We start from the raw sequence: 21,414 nt of genomic DNA, 5'->3' as shown, positions 1-21,414 counted from the left end.
AATGGATCGGGTCTTCCTTGAATATTATGAGGAGGAACTCACCCATATCCGTGCGCTTGCCGCCGAGTTTGCCCATATGCACCCCTCGATCGCGCGCAATCTTTCTCTGGATACCATTCCGTGTCCCGACCCCTTTGTCGAACGGCTTCTTGACGGCGTCGCATTTCTGGCCGCCCGCACCCGCCAGAAGGTCGACGCAGAAAGCATGCGATATGTCCGCAGCGTGCTCGAAAATTTCTATCCCGACCTCGTCTCGCCGGCGCCAGCAACGGCCATGGCCTTGCTGAAGCCAGGCCAGCAAGTTCAAACCATGCTTGCCGGTCACCTATTGAAGCGGGGAACACGGCTCGTTTCGAGCGTCCGACCTGGAATTTCGACAAGATCCATCTTCACGACGGTTCAGGACGTGACGCTCTGGCCGCTTGCAATCAGCTCCGTGACCTACATACAGGACCGAAGCGCACTTGCGGCGGCGGGGATAGGCGCCATTGACGGGGTTGCCGGCGCGTCCGGATTGAGCATCACCATCAATCGAACCGGCAAGGGCAAGTTCGCCGACTTATCGCTCGATCGCCTGGACTTTTATTTCAGCGAAAAGAGCAAGGCGCCGTTGCTCTTCGATACACTATTTGGCGCCTGCAGTGGAGTGGGCGCGCGCCCGGAGGGGCGCGACAATCCCTTGAGCCCGCTGCCCGCGCCCGAGATGGTCGGCATATCGGACGACGAGGCGCTCATGCCTCGCACGCGCGAAACTTTTGAGGGCTACCGGCTTCTGCGCGAATATTTTATCGCTCCCGAGCGGTTTCACTATGCGCGTGTGACGGGGATGCGGCCGGTCGTTCGCCGTTGCAGCGAGAGGCTGGAACTGGTCTTCCTGCTTCGCCGGCCCGTTCCGGAGCTTGCAGGCCTCACCGCGAAGGATCTGGAGCTTTTCGCAACGCCGATCATCAACCTGTTCGAGCGCTCCTGCAGCGTCATTGAGCTCAATCCGCGGCGGACCCGGCAGGTCCTCCACGCCGATCGGACGCGGCCGCGCGATTTCGAAATCTATCGCGCGGTGCGTGTGGAGGATGCCGATGCCGAAGGCTCCGATGCCGAGATACCAGCACTTTTTAGTCTCGGCCAGAACCGCACAAACGGTTGGGTCTATTTTACAGAACGTCGCCCACGGCGTCCGAGCGAGGACGAGCTTCGTCAGGGACAGACCCGCACATCCTATGTCGGAGACGACGTCTTCATCTCCCTCTCACGCCCGGCGCAGTCGAAAGCGGGGCGACCGCTCAAGCGGATTGAGGTGACGGCGCTTTGCACCAACCGGGACTTGCCGATACTGGACGACACGCCCTCCCTAACGCTCGAAAGCGGTGATCCTGTCGAGACCGTGCAATTGCTTGGCGCGCTACGCCAGCCCTGGCCTGCCATCCCGGCAACGCTACCGGCCGGCGCTGCCGAGGCCTCAAGAGCCGATGAACTCGCCTGGCGCTTTATTGCACAATTGTCGCTGAACTTTCTCAGCCTGGCGGAGGAAGGCCGCGGGGTCGACCCTCTTCACGCCCTGCTCGATCTTTATGCGCAGCGGGGAGATCCAAGCCTCTCGCGACATGTACGCGCCATTGCGCGGGTCGAGGCCCGGCCTCTCATCGAGCGCCTGCCGATCGCTGGCCCGATGTGCTTTGCCCGCGGCAGCGACATCACGCTCCATGTCGACCAGTCGGTGCTTGCCGGGCACAGCAGTTTGTTGCTTACGGCGCTGCTCGCGAGGCTTTTTGCCCGCTACGCGGCGATTAACGGATTCGTGCGCACAAGGGCGCGGATCCTGCAGAAACAGGAGGATGTGCTATGGCCGATAACGCCGGGCAGCCGCTTCCTGATCTGAAGAATGACGTCATCCGATCTGCCGAGGAGTTCGACTTTTTTGAGCTCCTGCGGCGGCTCGAAAATGCGGACAGGATCTTCGGGCAGGCAGGCCCGCCGCAGCGGGAACCGGCCCGGCTCGGGCAGCATATACGGCTTGGTTTTGCCGTACAGGACATCGCAAGGCTCGAGCCTTCCACCGAAACAGCGCCCGCCCGGGTAACGGTAGCCACGATCGGCCTGCTGGGTCCGGAAGGTCCGATGCCGCTTTATCTGACGCGCTGGGTGCTGGATCGCCTCTCGCAGCGCTGGTTTGCCGGTGCTGACATGCGCGAGGTCAGCGACACCACATTCGTCGACTTCGTCAATGTGCTTCAGCATCGCATGATCGCACTCTTCTATCGGGCATGGGCGGATGCGCACCCGGCAGTCCAGATCGAGCGCGCCGAGGGCGGTCGCATTCGCGCCATGGCGGCGGCCATGGCAGGGATCGGCCTGCGAGGCAGAGCAGAGCGTCAGCCGACTGCGATCGACCTGACGAAGCTTGCTCACGCCGCAGCCCTTGCCCATCAAGTCGACGGGCCCGAAAGGCTCACACAGTTTCTTGGCGATCATTTCAAGGTTCCCTTCAGACTTCGGGAATTTGTTGGTGTCTGGATGGACATACCGCAAAGGATCCAGTCCCGCCTTGCCGGCGCCTACGCACAGCTCGGCAGAAGCGCCACGATCGGGCCGAGGACATTCCAGCGACAGCAAAGGATCGAACTTTCCGTCGGACCATTGACGCTTGGTGATTACGCAAGCTTTCTGCCCGGCAGCAAGCGACGTGCAACTTTGCAAACGGCGATCCGCGATCTGATGGGAAATGGACTCGATGTGGATGTCAGGCTCGTGCTCAAACGAGACGAGGTCCCTGCGGCGCAGCTGGGAAAAGCGCGCCTTGGGCATATAGCCTGGCTTGCTCCGAAACAGGAGCGAGGAGACGCAGCCGATTTGTGCATGCACACCCTCGTTGGTTTTCGTCCTGAGATTGCGGAGGCCGCAGCATGGCCTTGATCCTTACCCTCGAACAGTCCCCCAGACCTCAAGCCGTGCGTCAGATGCGCCTCGTCGAGGGCGAGCTCGTCATCGGTCGCAGCGCAGACGCCGATTGGCGGATCGACGATCCGGACATGTACGTTTCCCGTGCCCATTGCACCATTGCTTGCGTTCACGGTCGATATCAGGTGACGGATACGTCAAGCGGCGGCGTCTTTATAGACGGGTCGCGGGCACCCCTTGGAGCGGGAAATTCCGCCCCGTTGCATGATGGCGCCCGGCTGCAACTCGGCAATTATGTCGTCCGCGTCGAACTGCAAAGCATGCAGGCAGATCGCCCGCCTGAGCAACCGACATCGCCGCCGATCGGTTTCGAGCGGGATTCGTTCTTCTCGGAACGCAGCGAGCGAGTTGAGCCCCCCCGGCGACCTGCCGGATTGCCTGACCCGTTCGAACACCCCGCTGCGGCGCCGTTTGCCGATCCCAACCGGCAGGAGGAAAAAAGCGCGCCCCTGTTCGACGATCCGTTCAGCCTCGACCCGCTGCCGGCCCAGCGGCAGGACAACCGGGCCTGGGATCTTTTTCGCACGGCTGCAGAGCAGCCTGCTCCGGAGCTCGCCATCCCACAAATTAGGCCGCAACCCAGTGCGGAACCACAGCCGGAGCCGAGGCAGCAGAAGACAGCGCCGACCGAGACCGACCTGCGCGATGCCTTTCTGCGCGGATTGGGCTTCAGTGGCGAGGAATTCCCGTCTGCCGATCCCGTCGTCCAAATGGAGAATTTTGGCCGGGAATACCGGATGATGCTGGAAGGGTTGATCCATCTCCTGCGCAAGCGGGCCGAAGAAAAGGGCGAGGCCCGGATCGCACAAACTGTTGTCGGGGCCTCCGAGGTCAATCCTCTCAAATTCATGCCGACGGTCGACGATGTGATCGCGACGTTCCTCACGCAGCGCAATGTCGGCTTCCTGCCGCCCGAAGCGGCGATCAACGGCTCCATCCGCGATCTCGCCCACCATCACGTGCGCACGTGGCGCGGCGTCCAGGCCGCGCTGACAAGGATGGTGGACCGCTTCGATCCGGCGGCGCTGGAAAGCGAATTGAAGTCTCAATCCGCCTGGGACGCGCTGCTTGCGGGCGGGCGACGGGCAAAGCTCTGGGAACTTTACGAGAAACGCTATCGCGAAATTGCCAGGAGCGCATCTACGCGCTTCCTCGGCGAAATCGGCAGCGATTTCCGGGACGGCTATGAAGAGAGGGAGAAAGAATGATGCTTCACCGACGTGGTTTCTTGATGATGCTCGGCGCGACAGGCTTAATTTCCGGCTGCGTGGGCGGTCCGCCAAAATCCTCGACCGTGACCGTAAAGGCGACGGGACAGGCGGGTATGAACCTTGCCGCTGATGGCGGGGATCGCCCGGTGACCGTGCTCGTCCTCAGGCTCAAGGATGTCGGAAAGTTCAATTCTGCCGATATTTTCGCCCTCCAGTCCGATCCTGCTTCCGCACTCGGGGCAGACCTTCTCGGTTCCGACCAATTGACGGTCTCTCCCGGCGGATCGGCCACCAAGACGGTGGCGTTCCCGCCAGAAGCCACGTTCCTCGGGGTGGTCGCATTTTTCAGGACGCCCGGCGGCCGTGTCTGGCGACAGGCCGTCCCGATCAAGCCGGAATCGACGGTGACGGCGAATGTAGCATTGAGTAGCGGCGGCATGGCGCTCGCGCTCGCCTGAAGGGAGGGCGTTCCAGCATGACGGATTTGAATAAGGTGCTCTGGTCCGAGGGACTATTCCTTCGGACGCAGCATTTTCAGCAGCAAGACCGGTATACCGAGGCCCTGATACGCGGCGCGCTGCAGGCGGGGAGGTTGCAGACCTTCGGCTTTAGATTCCTTACGCTGGATACCGCACAGCTTGAAGCAGGCCGCGTTGCCGTCTTGTCTGCGCGCGGCATTTTTCCGGATGGTACGTCCTTTTCCATTCCCGAGACGATGGATGCGCCGACCCCATTGACCATCACCCGCGACATGGGTGCGGGGGCGGTGCAGCTTGCCCTGCCGCTGGAACCGCCGGGCGGCGCGAGCTTCGATGCCGCTCATAGCGAGCCGACCGGAGCGCGTTATAAGGGACAAATCGAACGCGTGCGTGATGCCGTGCATGGCGGCGCCGATCCGGAAGAGATCGAGATCGCCCGCCCTCAAGCCTTGCTCCTGTCGCCGGTGCAGACGACGGGCGGCTATACCGCGATGCCTGTTGTGAAGGTCAACGGGCTGCTGGCCGACGGCAGCGTCGCGATTGGGGAAAACTTTCTCCCACCAGCCCTGACGACCGGCGCCGTGGCCTTCTACGGCCAGCTGATGCAGGAGGTGATAACCGGGCTCGACCGCATCGCCGATGCACATGGCAAGATGGTTCTCGGTGGCGCCGGTCGCAGCGTGGAAAATCTGCTGGTACTCGATCTCGCCAACACGGCACGTCCGCGGCTGGCCCATATGCTTCCCCAGGAGGTTTTTCACCCGGCCGAACTCTTTCTGGAACTGAGCGGGCTTGCGGGGCGAATGGCGACCTACGGCTCCGGCTCGCGACGGCTGACCGAGCTTCCGACCTATGAGCACATGGCGCCGGGACCTGCCTTTGCGGCGCTCGCAGACACATTGCGGTCGCTGCTCCTCAGCCTGCGTTATGTCGAGCCCAAATCGCGGGCATTGCCCGTGCTGAAACACGCGACCAACGTCTGGAAGGTGCGTGTGGACAATCCCGAATTACTGACCGCCAGCCGCATTGTCGTGCGGGTCGGATGCGACATGTCCGAGGATGCGCTGCGCAAAATCTTCGTCGATCAGGTGACCGTGGGTGCCGCCGACGAATTCGAGGCCCTGTGGAAGTCACGACTGCCGGGCATCCGCCTGAAGCCGCTTCATTCGCAGCCCCGCGAGATCCCCTATGACGGTGACCGTCTTTGCCTGGAACTCGACCAGCGCAGCGAGCATTGGGAATCCCTTCTGCGTTCGCCCGGCTTCGTGATCGGCGTGTCCGGCGTTTTGCCCAGCGAACCGCAGGTCGACTGCTATTCGGTTAACAGGTAGCGCCATGGCAAGTGAGGATCCATTCGGTCTTTCGGGCGATAAGGGTCGCACACGCATCCGCCCGCCGCCCTCGGCGAGCGCAAGACAGGTCGCCGCTGCCGGAACCCTGGCAAGGAGGACGCGATCTCATCCAAACACACTGATCAGTGCTTTCGCCAAGTTGCTCGAATTTGCGCCGGAACTCGAAAGTGCGCTGCCACCGAGCAATCCAGAAGTGCTGCGAACGAGACTGATGGAAGAGCTTGTAGCAGCCCGCGACGCTGCGGTGGCCTCCGGTTCGCCCCTTGCGCGGGCGGACTCGGCTGCCTGGGCTGTCGCATCGCTGCTCGACGATCTGGCGCTGAACACGCCCTGGGGTGGAGCAAGCGCCTGGCCGCGCCAGCCGCTGGTCGTCATGCTCCGCGGCGATGTCGATGCCGGAGCGCAATTTTTTGCCAGGTTGGAAGAATTGGAACGCCATCCGGGTCGTGATCAGGAATTGCTGGAACTTTATTATTTCTGCCTGGCGCTTGGTTTTCGCGGCAAGTACCGTGTGCCTGGCCGGGCCGGCGACCGCTCGATCAGCGCCGTTCGCGCCGCCGCGGCTCGTTTCCTGCGTGATGCCGATGCTGAAGCTGCACCGCTCTCGCCCAGATGGGAGGGAGTTGCGGCGGCCGACGAGCCATCGCGTTTTGCCGTGCCGATATGGGTCCTTGCCCTAGTTGCTGTAGCGCTGTCGACGGCAATTTACATGTTGCTGTCGATGCGACTCGATAGCAAGGCTGAGACGCTCGCAACGCTGGTGCGGGCACTGCCGCCGCCTGAGCGGGCGGAAATATACCGCCCCGAGAAGCGGACACCGCCGCCGAACGCACCACCAGTAGAACCCGTAATTATCCAATTGCTACCGGAATTTCGCGCCGCAGCGCCTGCTTCCCTGCTGCCGGCCCTGAAGGGAAATGAAAACGCCTCTTCCGTCACGCTTCTTTTGCAGTCAAGCACACCGGAGCTTTTCCAGTCCGCTAGACCCGAATTGACGAAGAGCTTTGAACCCCTCGTTGCTTCCATCGCAGCAGTTCTCAAGCAGAATGCCGAGCTGATCGGCGGCATTACCATCACCGGGCACACTGATAATGTCCCGCTGCAAGCGAGCAACCCGCTGTCCAACAACCAGCGCCTCTCCGAGGCCCGCGCAGCAACGATTGCCTCATTGCTGGCCGCCTCCGGCGTGCCGACCGGGCAGTTGAAATCGCAAGGACGCGCGGCGACACAGCCACTTGCCGGAAACGACAGCCGCGAGGGTCGGGCCGCCAACCGCCGCATCGAAATCCTTATTCAAAAGAGGCTCTGAGATGGCGATCTTCCGGTTCCTCTGGGCTGTTCTCACCTCTCGCTGGCTCTGGACTTTCATCGGACTCATTCTGCTGTCGCTCATCGTCTGGATATTCGGCCCTATCGTCAGCGTCGGAGACAGTGCGCCGTTTGCTTCCGAGATCGTGCGGCTAGTCATCATCGGCCTTTTGTTCCTCCTGTTCATCATCTGGTGGGTTGCGGTGCGGCGGCGCGCGGTGCGTGCCAACCGCCTCTTTGTTTCCGAGATTGCCCCTCAGCCTGAGGCTCCGCCAAGTCCGGCGGAAGAGGGCGTTGCCGCCGTCGGAGTGAAATTCCGGGAGGTCATGGCGGGTCTCAAACGCCAGAAGGTAGGCGGCCGAAAGTTTCTCCGCGAGATGCCGTGGTATGTCATCATCGGCCCGCCTGCGACCGGTAAGACCACAGCGCTGCGGCAATCCGGATTGAGCTTTCCGATCGATCTCACCGACGACCTTCACGGCGTTGGCGGCACGCGCAACTGCGATTGGTTCTTTACCGAGGAGGCGGTGCTGATCGATACGGCCGGTCGCTACGTGCAGCAGGAGAGCCAGCCAGAGGTCGATGCAGCGGAATGGCTGGGCTTCCTCGATCTCTTGAAGAAGCACAGGGGCCGCCGTGCGTTGAATGGCGTCATCGTGGCGCTCGGCATAGACACGCTTTCGGAAGACGATGCGGCGATCCGGATGCATGGCAGGCAGATCCGCAAACGCTTGGCCGAGCTTCAGGAACGCATCGGGATCCGCTTGCCCGTCTATCTGATGCTGACGAAAGCGGACCTGATAAAAGGCTTCGAGAGCTTTTTCGGGGCGCTCTCGACGGCCGATCGTGAACAGGTGTGGGGCGTGACCTTCCCGCCGGGCGCCCGCATCGACGGCACCGAAGTCACCGGGGAATTCTCGGCCTTGGCGGGCGTGCTCGAACGACGTCTCATTCCGCGACTGGAAGGCGAAGAGAACCTGACCGCCCGGGCGGAAATATTTCGTTTCCCAGCCCAGGTGGAAAGCCTTTCAGAACCTGTTCGTGTGCTGATCGAGACCGTCTTCGGCGAAAGCAAATATGCGGAAAGCGCCTGGTTGCGGGGTATCTATCTGACCTCCGCGACTCAGGAAGGTACGGCAGTCGACCGGCTGACGGCAGCATTGGCATCATCCTTCGGCCTGCCTGCCCAACCCGCTACACCTATATTGCGGGCCGAAAAGCGCAGCTTCTTCCTTAAAGATCTGCTGACGAAGGTCATTTTCAAAGAGGCGGGCCTCGGCACCTTCGATCCGGCGGCAGAGGATCGGCGTGTCTGGATATGGCGCGGTGCCGCCGTGGCCGCAACAGCATTCGTGGTCATTGCCGGCCTGTTATTCACGATATCCTACCGGAAGAACGACGCCGCCCTGGCGGCGCAGGCCGAACAGCTCGAGGCCCTGCAGCTTCCCCTGACGCCGGTTGCGGCACGCCAAGCGCCGGTCGATCCACTCGACCTTGATTTGGCGCTCGAAGCCGCCACGGAAGTGGCGAATGCACGGACTGAGCAACCAGGCGGAATAGCATCCTTGATAGGTCCTTCCGCTGAAACTGAAATTCGCCAGGCGCAGTCGGACGCCTATAACCGCACCCTGCGCAATATATTGGAACCACGCATGGTCGCGCTGATCGAGGCGACGATGTGGCGACAGATCCGCGATCCCGAGTTCCAGCTGGGCGCGCTGAAAACCTATCGCATGATGACCGGCCTGTCGCCGATGGACCCGGACTTCGCCAAACAATGGTGGACGGAGAAACTGCCTGAATCGGCCCCCGTGCCACCTTTTAAGACCGAGATGGCAGCGGATCATCAGCTTGCAGCGATCGACAACATGGCAACGGAACAGGCTTTCGTCGCTCCTGACGAAGCGCTGGTGGGCGAAGCGCTCCGCACGATCTGCTCGATCCCGCTGCCGGTGCGCGCCTATAGCGCGCTCCTCTCCGATCCGGAGGTCACGGCGCTGAAGGAATGGATCCCGGCAGATCACGTCGGCCCGAACGGCCTGAAGGTTCTGGCACGGCGCTCCGACAAGACACTGAGGGTCGGCATCAGCGGTGCCTTCACCTATGACGGGTTCCATAACGTGATCCTAACCCGGCTTGAAGACGTCGCAACGCAGGCCGCGCTGGATCGCTCGGTTTTTGCCGGCGGCTGCTCCGAAAGCGCCAGCCCGTCGGTCGCCGCCCTCTCGCAGGATATCCTCAAGCTCTACTATGACGACTATATCGCCAAATGGGACAGCTTCATGCGTGACGTGAGGCTTGCACCGCTGGCCGACCTGCAGACGGCCAGCGAAAACCTCAAGGATCTGTCCAGCGCCGATTCCTCAATGAAGCGTCTGCTGACCGCGATCGTGCGCGAGACGGAACTGACCCGTCCCGAAGACGACGGCGGCGGCCAGGCGCCTCCGCCAGGAGCATCCAAGCTTTTGTCCAAGCTTGGCAAGATCGGCAAACTCGCTGCCAAGGGCGTGAAGATGATGCCTGCAGCCGGCTCCAAGTCGGATGTAGATCTGTCCGGCGCCCTCATTTCCGAGCATTTCAAACCCATCAAGGCCGCCATCGTTGAGGTCGATGGCCAGCCTCCCGCACTCAATGATGCGGTCGCGGCCTTGACCGCGCTGTCGAACATGCTTCAGACCGTGTCGGCAAGCCCGGATGCGCAGGACGCCATGAAAAGACAGGGCGGCCTGGCGGAACTGACCGGGGCGGTGGCAAAACAAGCCGTGACCCTTCCCGATCCGCTCGACGACTGGCTGGCCGGACTGGCGGGCAATACGAGCGCGCTGGCAACAGGGGCGGTCACTTCAGAGCTCAATGCTATCTGGCGTGCCGACGTGCTCCCCTTCTGCCAGGCAGCGCTTACCAACCGCTATCCGTTCGTCCCCGACAGCGCCATCGACGTCAATGTCGTCGATTTCCAGCGCGTCTTCGGTCCCGGCGGGCTGATCGACAGCTTTATCAATAATAATCTGGTCAACTACATCGACACGACCAGCCATCCCTGGAAATGGCGCTCCGACATCAAGCTCGATCCCGGGCCTCTGGCGGCGCTGGAGCAGGCGCGGCTAATCCGCGACAGCCTCTTTCCAGGAGGCGCAGGGCCGATCCTGACCTTCACGCTGGAGCCCAAGGATCTTTCGCCGACAGTCAGCCGCGTGACCTTGAATGTCGACGGCCAGAGTCTCTCCTACTTCAACAACCCGACGCGCCCGCAACCGATGACCTGGCCCGGCAAGGATGGAACCGGCGTGATCACCCTCGCCTTCCAGCCCCTCGACGGCTCGCCGGAGGTGATGGTCAGCGAGACTGGAAGCTGGGCGTTTCTACGGATGCTGCGCGCCGGTCGGCTGAGCGGGACGAATCTTGCCGAGCTCTTCAAGCTGCGCCTTGCTGCCCAGGGCTACTACGCCGATTTCGAGCTTCGCGCGGCAAGCGTCGCCAATCCCTTCGACTTGAAGATGTTTGCGAGGTTCTCGTGCCCGACGCAGCTTTGATCCTGCCTGGATTTTTCGGGAAGCTGCCGGCGATGGGCGATTTCGTCACACGGCGCCTGCCGGCCTCCTTCGTCGGTCAGTGGGATCGGTGGATCAGCCGGCATCTGGCTCACCGATTTTCGCAAGGCTCGATGCAAAACGCCCCGATCCTGCGGTTTCTGTTGGGTGGAGAGACATTCGGGGCGATGACCGGCGTAGTGATGGCAAGCGCTGACCGTGCCGGTCGCCGGTTTCCGCTGACCATCGCCGCACCGCCCCCACTTGCCGTCATCGAGATTGCAAGCGTTGCCGCAAACTGGTTCGACCAGTTGGAAGCGACAGGGACGTCAGCAAGAGACGATAGGATGGACGGCGACGCGTTGGCCAGCGCCCTTGCGGCACTGCCTTATCCGGCGGCCAAGGCGTGCAACGGCCCGGTTCGGGGCATGGTTTTCTGGACATCGGAGCGCGAGATAACAGCGATCGACGCTGCCTTGCCCGACGCCGCGCTTGCGCAGTTTTTCCCCGAAGATGAGAGCCATGTCCGATGAGGATCTGGAATCAGACCGGTTACCCGACCGAATTCACGATGGGCATGGATAAGCAGGGCCGGGAATACATTGTTGTCGTCGTCAAGGCAACCTTCGACTTTCCCGATGTCGCGGGCCGCGTCGCGCAGAAATCGCCCGAACAGGTACCGCTGGTCATGGCCGATACTTACACCGGCGAACCGGGTTATTCAGCAACTCTTTGGGAATCCGATTTCGCGTTCCGCAAAACGTTTTGCGACGTTATCGCCAATGGATGCGCCTACGCTCCACACGGTCGTCCAGCCGACCGCGTCACGGTCGGAATCAAGGTTGGAAACTGGTCAAAGGTTTTCGAAGTCCTCGGACATCGCGAGTGGCGGGCGCTGGGACCGGTCTTCATTGCCTCCGCCCCGCAACCCTTCCTACGCCAGCCCTTCTCGTATGATACGGCCTGGGGTGGCATCGACCGGCTCGATCCCGACGAACAAGCGCCCGCAAGTTACAAGCAAAACCCATACGGCACCGGTTGGGCGCGCACGAGCAATCAACGCCTTGTTCCCGGCCTGAGCCTCCCTAACACGCAAGCGGTAGACGAGGAAATCCGCTCGCCGTTCGGCGACTACCGGCCGATGAGTTTCGGCCCATATGGTCGGGGTTGCCCGGGCAGGATCGAGTTCGCGGGGACCTATGATCAGAACTGGATCGACAACATCTTTCCATTCCTGCCTCCCGATTTCGATGAGCGTTATTTTCAGATGGCGCCACCCGATCAGCAGATATCTCACCCCGAAGGTGGTGAGCAGGTGATACTCATCAACCTCACTCCCGAGGGAAAGACCTGGTTTTTGCTGCCCGATACGGCACTCCCAATGACGATCTTTCGCGATAACGAGGTAGTGCTCGACAAGATGATCCGACCCGACACGCTGCTGTTCGACATCGAGAGCAGGCGCCTATCAATGGTCTGGCGAACGGAGCTGCGGATACGGAAAGTCATCAACGAGTTCGAGGAGGCCTGGGTCGGCCGTCCGACTGCGACGATGAGAAGGGCTCGGGAAGAAGGCAAGCAATATATCCGGGACGTGGCAACGCAGAAGGAAGTGGTCGCTGATGATGAGGTGGGCGCATGACGACCCGTGCGCTGGACGTCCTCGCCTGCGGGATGGTGACCGCCGTTGGTCTCGATGCGCCGTCGGCCTGCGCGGCCATACGCTCGCGCATTGATGGATTTCAAGAAACCCGATTTCAGTCAGGCCCGGATGAGCCGATCATCGGCGCTCCGATCCCCTTAATCCCTGAAGTTGTGGGCGAGCAGCGTATGGCCTACATGGTCGCTGCCGCGATCCGAGAAAGTCTAGAGGCCTTGCCCACCCCGCGTGCAATGGCCGCCCAGCTGGTACTTTGCCTTCCCGAGGAAGGCCGTCACGGTTCACCGATCGAAGACAGCGTGCGGCTCGTCCGCCGAATTGGCGATCTCCTTGGGAATTCGGCCACCGGCCCCACGCGCGTGATCAGCGAAGGAAGGCCGGCAGGACATGCCGCCTTGCGAACGGCAGCGCGATTGTTGGCCGATCCGGACACAGACCACGTCGTCATCGCCGGCGTGGACAGTTATCTCACGGCTGGAACGATCACGCACTATCTGGCCAAGAACCGATTGCTGACGCCAGACAACGCCAATGGTTTCATTCCAGGCGAAGCCGCCGGAGCGATCGTCTGCGGCCGGGCGGGACAAGGCAATTTCCGACTCGCCGGGCTAGGTCTCAGTCGAGAACAGGCTTTCATCTACAACGGGCTCGATGCGGACGGGATGCATCTACCATTGCGTGGCGATGGCATGACGGCGGCCTACAGGGAGGCCCTGGCGGAATGCGGGATCGAAATGGCGGGTCTTGGCTACAGGATCGCAGATCTCGTCGGTGAGCAATATTGGTTCAGACAATCGGCCCTTGCGTCGATCCGGCTGGTTCGCGGAGCGCACGATTTCCAGGATATCCAGTCTCCCGCCGAATCGCTCGGCAACGTGGGAGCCGCCGTCGTGCCGGTCATGGTCGGAATGGCGATGACCGCAGCCGCCAAAGGCTATTCGGGCGGCAGCCCCGTTCTCATCGAGGCATCCAACGACAGCGGTGCTTGCGGTGCTGCAATCTTCTCATTCAGGGTGCAGTGATGGGAAATGTCTTTGCGAACGGATTGGAGATTTCGGGCAAGGACACCGATGGAAAGACCATTGCCGCATTCCCCGACACCTGTTTCACTCCGCCCCAGACGCCCGCTACGCCACCGGGCGTCCCTGTCCCTTATCCGAGCTTCGGCACGTCGAGCGATACCGACAAGGGCACGAGCACGGTCAAAATCGGCGGCCAGACGGTCAACATCAAGAACAAATCCTATCTGTCGAAGACAACCGGCACAGAAGCCGGTTGCGCTCCCAAGAAAAACCTCATCACCTCAAGGAATACAGGCAAGGAGTATTTCCACTCCTGGTCAAATGACGTGAAATTCGATGGCGAGCCGGTCATTCGTTTCAGCGATATGGCGACCAATGACCACGCATCGCCACAGGCTGGTACGCCGCCTTGGGTTCATGTGCTCTCGGCAAATGTCGGAGGAATAACGTGCGGCACACTCCTGCAAAAGATGAACCTACGTCTGCATCCGCACAACAAGAAAAATTGTCCGCAGGGATATCAGTCGGAACACTATGTCGGAAACGAATACTTCCAGCCCGATCGTGCTCACAATACCTCTTACGATCAGTGGAAGGATTACAGCGTGAACAAGGCACCATGTGTCTGCATCCGCTCGATGAAGCACAAGAAGGGCGGCGGGTTCCAGGAAACCGGCAAAGGAAGCCGCAAGGACACTCCCCATGACACGAAGACGAAGGCGGTCAACGACTACAACGCAAAACTGGAAGCTCAGACAGGCAGGTCCCCCAAGTTACGGGGGGCTGTCGCCAAGGGAACGAAGTCGATCTCCGAACAACACAAGGAGTGCAAGAATTCGAGCCCTGCCACGCAAGAGAAGGTCGCGAAATGTCTAACTATGATATTTATGGCCTATATCCAGAGCGTCGTCGGTCCCCCTCCTCCCAAGAAATCAATGGAGGAACTTAATGAGATGCGGACGATGCGTCACAGGACAGTGGCATGACCGGGCGCAAGACAATAGACGATGTGCCTTCACAGGAAGTCTACCTGGAGGCAATGCGCGGCTATCACCTTGGCGGCACGCTTTTTGGCGTGTCGATTGAACTCAGCGATGAATATAGAGAGTGCGGCCGTTCCTATCTGCTGTTAGTGGATTTCACTGGGCGGAGCGCTCGGCTTCATGTTCTCTTGCAACTTGAAAACCAGATGTTGTCGCACATCAGCGGTTCGCAAGATGATCACGTGTTGCTGGAGGTCGGCGGCCTCACCCATTTCCTGCGCGGCAGTTCGCACACCACCGCACGGGCGCCGGAACCCTTCTTTCACAAGCTGTTCCGCCTGCCCGACGGAACTCTCTTCACCTACGGCGAGGACGGCTGCGTGTGTCGTTTTGACGGCATTTCGTGGCAGCCGATCCAACCGCTGGTATCGTCATTCCTGAGAGCCATGCATGGGCCGTCGGCCGAGCTCCTTCATGTGGCGGGCAACAATGGTACTCTCCTCCATCTACAAGGGGACCGTTGGCGACAGGTCCCGCTCGATTTCAACCGCTCAATCGAAGCGATCCATGTCTCGCCCAACGGGACGGTCAGCATCGGCTGCGAAGACGGCATCTGCTTTGAGTACCGAGACAATCTGTTGAAAGAGATCAAGGCGCCCGACAGTGATTTCATGTCGATATGTGACTTCAAGGGCGCGCGGTTTTGGGGCGACAATGACTTCGGGGTTTTTGTCCAAGACAATCACCTCCTGAAAGAGTTCCGCGCCTTGGGCTTTGCCTATGCGATGCAGCCGTCGCCCGATTTGCTCGTCGTCACCGGGTGGAAAGAGATCTTCGTGTTTGACGGAAATTCCTGGTCGGGATTCGAATTTGGCTACGATGGACAGCTGTATATTCAGGTCATCGACATGAGCAGGCGTTATCTCTGAGCGCTTGCGCCGTTGACGGTCAGATATTCCCGGACCTTGTCCAAGTCCAGTTCCTTCACAGGGATCAATCGTCTGGCGCTCAGCATCCGCACCACAAATAGTTCGCCCGCCTCGGGAAACTCCGCATATCGCTCCTTGGCGATCTCCTGCCCTGCCTCCCCCGCCACTCGTAAGCCGTCTAGATGGGCCTCAAGCCGCTCGACCAGCCGAGCAAGCCGCTCCTCATCCATGTCAGGATTTTCGTCCGGGTGAAGCAGATGGTAGTCATAGACGGTCCATAAGAACGCCGCCATTTCGGCGTGTTGGCGGACGATCTCGCGAAGGACGGGCGCGGCTGGCATTAGTTGAGGTTCACCGATCCACCACGGACGCGATTGGCCGTGCTGGCGTGGCTCGTCACATAAGTGCCGCGGATGGTGATGTGCCCATCCTTTTCCATGATGATCGTCGCCTTACCGCAGCGAAGCTCGATCCGCTCCTCGGCGGTGATCTGCACGCGTTCGCCATCACGAACGACGCTTGGCATCGAAGACCTGCGGGCCGGATCGACGATGCGGCCAACGATCAGCGGTCGCGACGCATCTCCACCTTCGAAGAGCAGGGCAACTTCGGCCCCGACCATCGCGGAGGTAAGCTCGGCCAGGCTTCGCGCGCGTATGGCAACTTCCTCGGGATTGCCGGGAAAAACGACCAGTGGCACACCTGCATCGAAACCCAGCAGTAGCCCGATGACCACACCCTCGATACGTTCCACTACATCGGACATATGATCCTTCCTCAATTCTGATTGATCTTGCTGCCCTTCCATGTGACCTCTCCCGAGGCCTTTCCGTTGAATTTGCCCGACGCGTTGATCGAAATATCCTTGCCTTCGATCGAGATCGTGCCGTCTTTCTTCATTGCGATGCTTGCCGAACCGCACTTGATGACGACAGTATCTCCTGCTTCGATCAGCAGGTCCTTTCCGATCTTTATCGCTCCGTCTTCACCGATTTCGACGAGACTGCCTTTGGCGACTTTCACCGCCCTGCTTCCGCCGATTTCCGTCGAATCGTCATCGCCGATCTTGGCGCTACGCGCCTTGCCGATGCTGCTCGTCTGCCCGCCGCCGATCGACACGCTCTGGTCTGATCCGACGTTCCAGCTGTCGGAGGCGCCGATTTCGTGGCTCTGGCCGGCACCGACGCTGACAGAACGTGACGCGCCGATCGTGTTTGATTGGGTCGCGCCGACCGATCGTGTCTCCGCCCCGCCGACGGTATCGACGCGTGCCGCGCCAACGGTCACCGTCTGGACGATCGCGACGGTCTGGGTGTGATTGGCGCCGATCGTCTCCGTCGAGTTTGCGCCGATACTGATCGTCTCGTTAGCGCCCACGGTCAGAGATCGATTGACCCCCACCGTCTCGGTATCGTTCGATCCGATATTGACAGTGCGGTCGACACCAACCTTGGTCGTCTTGTTGTTGCCGACATCCTCGTCGAGGTTCACGCCAACCGAGTGCTTGGCGTTGTTGTCGATGCGGTCAGACTGATCGTGTTGGACGAGCTTGCTGCGATCGTGCTTGACCAGCAGGTTGTGATCTTTCTGCGCCTGGAAATAGACCTCCTCCGATCCGGCCTTGTCTTCGAAACGCAACTCGTTCCAGCCGCCCCCGCCAGGAGAGGAATTCGTCTTCAACCCGGATTGGGTGGCATGTCCAGGCAGCTCGTAGGGCGGCATTTCCTTGCCGTTATAGACTCTGCCGGTGATGATCGGCCGGTCGGGATCCCCCTCGAGAAAGTCAACGATCACCTCCTGACCGATTCGGGGGATCTGGACAAACCCCCAGCCCGCACCGCTCCAGGTCTGCGAGACGCGCACGAAACAGGAACTGTTCTGGTCCTTCTTGCCGAGACGGTCCCAGTGGAACTGCACTTTTACGCGTGCGTATTTGTCGGTGAAGATCTCCTCGCCCGCAGGGCCGACCACGGTCGCCGTCTGCGGCCCGCGCATGATCGGCCTTATCGTGTTGCGAGGCGGCCGATAACTGATGGAGGTCGGAGCGACCTGGAATGTCGCCCGAAAGGTTTCTTCCTCCGCATAGGCTGCGGGCCGGTAACCCGGATCGAACAGGCGATAGTCAGCGCGCAGCACGACATATTCCGCATTCTGGTCCTTGCGCGGGAAATTCTCGAGTTTGAACGTGCAGCCGGAAGCCAGACCCCGCACCGTGCCGGCAGCGGCGATCCGTTGATGTGCTGCCTGAATTTCCTCCCGCCGCACGACAGCCACCGCATCACCGCGACTGACCGTCAGATGCGCGCCGGGGTGGCGATAATGCTCGCCCTGTGCCTCCGCGTGAGAGAACGGTTGCGCAGATTGCGCCATGAGGTCGGCGCCAGGCTTGGTGAAGTCATAGTCCGTGTGGGCGAAGGTGCCGGGCAGGACGGAACTGGTCGCGACCCAGTCCGTCATGTATTCCTCATCCCGACGCACGGGATCGCCCTCGGCCCGGAACTTGACGCTCCCATAGCCTGGTGCCGGCTTCAACTTGGTCATGGCATCGGCAAGGACGAGAGTGTGTTCGCCCTCATCATACTCGAAGAAATACATGATGCCTTCGTGTTCGAGCAGCCGCTGCACGAAATCGAGGTCGGTTTCATCATATTGCACGCAGTATTCCCGAGCCTCGTAGGAACCCTGCAACCGCTTCTCGAATTTTGCCGCCTTGTATTCGGAAAAGATCTTCTCGACGATTTCGACGACGCTCATGTTCTGGAAAATGCGGCAATCGGTGCTGTTGCCGAGCAGCCAAAGCCAGGGTCGCACCTCCGCCTCGTAGTAGGCAAACCTCTCCTCGATGCGCGTGAGGCGAAAATCCGTGACAAGCCCGCTGAACCAGCGTTTCTTGTCTCCGCCTTCTCCTTCCACCGACAAGGGTTTTCCAAGCAGCTTCAATGCGTCGACATTCTCGTCGGAACTGATGAAGCCGACAGTGAAGGCAAAACACCGGCTGACCTCATCGCGGCCGATGAGATGGGTGAAGATCAGCGCTTCGGATCCGAGCGGCGTCTGGACGGTTGTCTTGCGATCTTCAGCCATGCGGAGAATGCCCCTGTCTCGTGACGCCGGCGATCTTGATGGAGAAGCCTAGCATAAAGGCCTGCCGCCCCGGAAGTGACATCGCCAGTTGCAACAATCCGCTGCCTGTCGCGTGGCCGTCCCGTAGACCGCAGGACACGCCCGAAAGGAGGGGACCTGTCTGACCTGCGCAATCGGGGCGGTGCGAAAATGTCATACGCGTGCGATCGATCCCCCGAGCGCGCGATCAGTCCTGACAGAGAATACGAGCTCTTCGATCGCCAACGCCGCTTCACGCGCCCCATTGGCAAAAACGATGCGACTTGCCCGCTCGCGATGCTGGGCAAGAAAATCCTCCGACAGAGCGCGTTCGATCGCCTCGTGCGCCCGTTCGACATCCACCGATCTCAGACATAGCCCCAACCCGGAGCTTTGTGCATAGGCGGCTCTTACGGCCTGCTCGTCCATCTCGGGCGCCTCATTCGGAACGAAGATTGCAGGGATGCCGCCATAAATAGACTCGTGGAAGCTGTTGTAGCCGGCATTCGTGATCATCAGGTCGACGGCGTTGAAATATCTGGCGATCGGATAGATGGCCTTTTGCACGGTGCCCCCGATATGATCCTCGCGCTTCGGGGCGAGGGGATTGACCGCATCGACGATCTGGACGCCATGTTTGAGCAGTCCGTTGATGATCGCCGGCCGCAGCCGGCTGACGTCGAAATTTCGTTCCGAACCGAGCTGCACGACGGCGACGAGACCGGCAGGATCGACACCGAAAGCCAATGCAGCTTCTGCCCGCGAGAGCCTGTCGTCATTGTCAACAAGGAGGATCGGAGAAACGGCGATCACGCCAGCGCGCAATTGCGCGGTGATGCCATGGTCTTCGTCCGCGGCAAACTCGCCCGGCTCGATCACCATGTCGAACCGATGCTGCATCGACGGATCGAGACCATGAGGGGAAGCCCACATCCCGCGGCGGATCCAGATCCAGTTCAGATCGGGGCGGGCAGCGAGTACTTTCAGCAGGCCGGGAAAGGGATGGTTGCTGTCGAAGACGACGCTGTTGATGGCAAACGCCTCCACGGCGGCCAGCAATTCCTGTGCGAAGACCTCGTTCCAGCTGTCGTCCCTTACGCCGATCTTCGGCGCGGACGGTATGTAGTCGACCGGATGCCCACGTGCTTCGATAATCGAAGATCCGGCTGACATCGTCAGGAAAACGGGCTCCATGTCAGGCGACATGCGCTCGGCGATTGCCATCAATCGCGTGATGTGGCCAAGGCCGATGCCGTTCGTCGCGACAAACAGGACGCGCCGCCGTCCCATGAGCGACCGTTGCGATCTTCCCGGCCCGGAACGGACCGTTGCGTGTCCGCGCGACGCGGAGAAAGCGTCAGCGTCAACGGTCTTGCCGGCCGTGGCAAGTGCGGGAGGCGAGCTAAGCCCGAGTTCGTCATAGAGCGCACGCATTCTTTCCGGGTATCGGCTCGTCGAAAACTTCTTCTCGACCAATGTGCGCGCGGCTGCCGACTGGGCGCTGAAGGCCTCGGGAGAGGCGAGAAATCTCTCCAGAACGTTGGTTGTTTCCTCAGGCCGGCAATAGACCGCACCGTCTTCGAACAGATCCCGAAACGATGGGTCCAGGATGGTCACAAGCCCGCTCGCCATCGCTTCGGCAATGCCGATGCCAAACGCCTCAATCCATCGTCGACCGTGAAAAAACACATAGAAATCAAGCTTCCTCAGAAACTCAGACACACCGCTGTTTGAGTATGGCAAGATGTTCCAGTTGGATCCAATCAGAGGCACGATTTGGTCTGGCACACCGCCCATGACCTTGATCTGGACATTACCAAGATCGGGATAGGCCGCGCGCAACTCAGCCTTGGTATCCGGCCATTTCAGGAGATCGCGACGTGAATGTCTGCCGATAATCGCTCGTTGGCGCGGCGGCTGCGCGGTCCTGATCGGCCACTCGCCAAGGTCGATGAGGTTGAAAAGATCATGACGCAAGAGCTCAGGTCTGCCGGCGATGATGTCTTCGAACTGATTGCGCACCTTGGGGCCGACCGGTGCGAAGATGACGGGCGCCCCGAACATTCTCTCCAGATTTCGTTTCACCACGTCGAAATTATATTGCGCATTCCCGGCTCCGTCGAACGGCGGATGCTGGACCGAAAGGAGGACGACCTTCGATCTGAGGCGCAGCGGCCGTGTCGGCATGTGCGCGAAAGCCAGGGGATTATGCGCGAAAAGAATGTCACACTCGACTGCTTCTTCGCCTGTCAGCCACGGCACCTCGAGACGCTCAAGAACGTCGAGAAGACGTTCCTCGAACCGCCTGGAACGGATGTCGGAAACGCCGAGGAATGGAAGCAGAGCCGTCGAGAGGCCAAATTGCCGGGCGGCTTGGATCTCGACCCGCACCGCTGATGAGGAGCCGCCATAAAATCGAGGATCGGCTGCATGGACAATATCAAAATGCATTCGAAAGCCAGATTGGGTCTATCAATGCTACCAATTCTCAGTTGTCAGGCCCGTTGTTTCAATAAGCGCTGCCGCTGCGGCCGAAAGACGAGCTACGTTCAGGACCGTCCAAATTCCTGACCGCAACCGGCTTTTGCTTGACCGATCGGGTGATCCTTGATGCCGCAACTGGGACATAGGAACTGTTCGGATACTTGCTGATAAAATTGCGATAGGCTTTATCGGTGTTGCTTCGACGTGCGTTGCGCCAGGCCACTTCTTCGGCGGCGGTCGGCGCGCCTCGGTAGCCGCTGATCATCGACGCCAGCGTCATATTCGAACCTTGAGAGGTACATGAGGCAAGTATCAGCGTTCCGAGGATCGAGAGTTTGCGAAGCATATATTGCCCTCCCCGCAGCTTATTTTAGTAAGCATTCACAAATGACGAAAGTC

General features: G+C 60.6%; 17 protein-coding genes. 12 read left to right on the top strand and 5 right to left on the bottom strand.

Annotation, left to right across the window (positions count from 1 at the left end):
- The first annotated feature begins 1 nt into the window (after position 1).
- The 12 genes from tssF to U5G49_RS24240 are packed head-to-tail and all read left to right on the top strand — an operon-like array spanning position 2 to position 15,429.
- Complete coding sequence (gene tssF / locus U5G49_RS24295) at positions 2 to 1,876, top strand: type VI secretion system baseplate subunit TssF (RefSeq protein ID WP_193444004.1); 1,875 nt, start codon at positions 2 to 4, stop codon at positions 1,874 to 1,876.
- Complete coding sequence (tssG, locus tag U5G49_RS24290; RefSeq protein WP_193444001.1) at positions 1,840 to 2,910, top strand: type VI secretion system baseplate subunit TssG; 1,071 nt, start codon at positions 1,840 to 1,842, stop codon at positions 2,908 to 2,910. The genes tssF and tssG overlap by 37 nt, the downstream gene beginning before the upstream one ends.
- Positions 2,901 to 4,163, top strand: a complete 1,263-nt coding sequence (tagH, locus tag U5G49_RS24285; RefSeq protein ID WP_193443999.1) for a type VI secretion system-associated FHA domain protein TagH — start codon at positions 2,901 to 2,903, stop codon at positions 4,161 to 4,163. The genes tssG and tagH overlap by 10 nt, the downstream gene beginning before the upstream one ends.
- Positions 4,163 to 4,624 (top strand): type VI secretion system lipoprotein TssJ, encoded by a 462-nt coding sequence (tssJ, locus tag U5G49_RS24280; RefSeq protein ID WP_193444160.1) that lies wholly within the window; start codon positions 4,163 to 4,165, stop codon positions 4,622 to 4,624. Before tagH ends, tssJ begins: the two co-directional genes overlap by 1 nt.
- Positions 4,625 to 4,641: 17 nt before the next feature.
- The gene (gene tssK, locus U5G49_RS24275; protein WP_193443997.1) at positions 4,642 to 5,976 is read left to right on the top strand and encodes a type VI secretion system baseplate subunit TssK; all 1,335 of its coding nucleotides are present in this window, start codon (positions 4,642 to 4,644) and stop codon (positions 5,974 to 5,976) included.
- Between the two features lie 4 nt (positions 5,977 to 5,980).
- Positions 5,981 to 7,306, top strand: a complete 1,326-nt coding sequence (icmH, locus tag U5G49_RS24270) for a type IVB secretion system protein IcmH/DotU (RefSeq protein WP_193443995.1) — start codon at positions 5,981 to 5,983, stop codon at positions 7,304 to 7,306.
- 1 nt (position 7,307) lies between these two features.
- Positions 7,308 to 10,838, top strand: coding sequence for a type VI secretion system membrane subunit TssM (gene tssM, locus U5G49_RS24265; protein WP_193443993.1), 3,531 nt, complete (start codon positions 7,308 to 7,310; stop codon positions 10,836 to 10,838).
- Positions 10,820 to 11,368 carry a type VI secretion system-associated protein TagF gene (gene tagF / locus U5G49_RS24260; protein ID WP_193443991.1) on the top strand — a complete coding sequence of 183 codons (549 nt, stop codon included), beginning with the start codon at positions 10,820 to 10,822 and terminating at the stop codon, positions 11,366 to 11,368. The genes tssM and tagF overlap by 19 nt, the downstream gene beginning before the upstream one ends.
- On the top strand, positions 11,365 to 12,477 hold the full coding sequence (locus tag U5G49_RS24255; protein ID WP_193443989.1) for a DUF2169 family type VI secretion system accessory protein: 1,113 nt from the start codon (positions 11,365 to 11,367) through the stop codon (positions 12,475 to 12,477). Before tagF ends, U5G49_RS24255 begins: the two co-directional genes overlap by 4 nt.
- Complete coding sequence (locus U5G49_RS24250; protein WP_193443986.1) at positions 12,474 to 13,517, top strand: beta-ketoacyl synthase N-terminal-like domain-containing protein; 1,044 nt, start codon at positions 12,474 to 12,476, stop codon at positions 13,515 to 13,517. The genes U5G49_RS24255 and U5G49_RS24250 overlap by 4 nt, the downstream gene beginning before the upstream one ends.
- Positions 13,517 to 14,503 carry a DUF4150 domain-containing protein gene (locus U5G49_RS24245; RefSeq protein WP_193443984.1) on the top strand — a complete coding sequence of 329 codons (987 nt, stop codon included), beginning with the start codon at positions 13,517 to 13,519 and terminating at the stop codon, positions 14,501 to 14,503. The genes U5G49_RS24250 and U5G49_RS24245 overlap by 1 nt, the downstream gene beginning before the upstream one ends.
- A complete protein-coding gene (locus tag U5G49_RS24240) occupies positions 14,500 to 15,429 on the top strand; it encodes a hypothetical protein (protein ID WP_193443982.1) in 930 nt (309 codons plus the stop codon). The genes U5G49_RS24245 and U5G49_RS24240 overlap by 4 nt, the downstream gene beginning before the upstream one ends.
- Here U5G49_RS24240 and U5G49_RS24235 read toward each other — a convergent pair.
- The 5 genes from U5G49_RS24235 to U5G49_RS24215 form a co-directional block, all read right to left on the bottom strand.
- The gene (locus tag U5G49_RS24235) at positions 15,420 to 15,770 is read right to left on the bottom strand and encodes a hypothetical protein (RefSeq protein ID WP_064684122.1); all 351 of its coding nucleotides are present in this window, start codon (positions 15,768 to 15,770) and stop codon (positions 15,420 to 15,422) included. The two genes, U5G49_RS24240 and U5G49_RS24235, sit on opposite strands and share 10 nt — an antisense overlap.
- A complete protein-coding gene (locus U5G49_RS24230) occupies positions 15,770 to 16,195 on the bottom strand; it encodes a DUF6484 domain-containing protein (RefSeq protein ID WP_193443979.1) in 426 nt (141 codons plus the stop codon). Before U5G49_RS24230 ends, U5G49_RS24235 begins: the two co-directional genes overlap by 1 nt.
- 11 nt (positions 16,196 to 16,206) lie before the next feature.
- Entirely contained in the window at positions 16,207 to 18,513 is a 2,307-nt protein-coding gene (locus U5G49_RS24225) for a type VI secretion system Vgr family protein (RefSeq protein WP_193443977.1), read from the bottom strand.
- Positions 18,514 to 18,705: 192 nt separating this feature from the next.
- The gene (locus tag U5G49_RS24220; RefSeq protein WP_193443974.1) at positions 18,706 to 20,982 is read right to left on the bottom strand and encodes a glycosyltransferase; all 2,277 of its coding nucleotides are present in this window, start codon (positions 20,980 to 20,982) and stop codon (positions 18,706 to 18,708) included.
- Between the two features lie 58 nt (positions 20,983 to 21,040).
- Positions 21,041 to 21,361, bottom strand: coding sequence for a hypothetical protein (locus U5G49_RS24215; RefSeq protein WP_193443972.1), 321 nt, complete (start codon positions 21,359 to 21,361; stop codon positions 21,041 to 21,043).
- Positions 21,362 to 21,414 lie beyond the last annotated feature (53 nt).

Source organism: Rhizobium indigoferae, assembly GCF_034554815.1.
Classification (GTDB): domain Bacteria; phylum Pseudomonadota; class Alphaproteobacteria; order Rhizobiales; family Rhizobiaceae; genus Rhizobium; species Rhizobium leguminosarum.
This window is presented reverse-complemented; position numbering and strand designations above follow the sequence as displayed.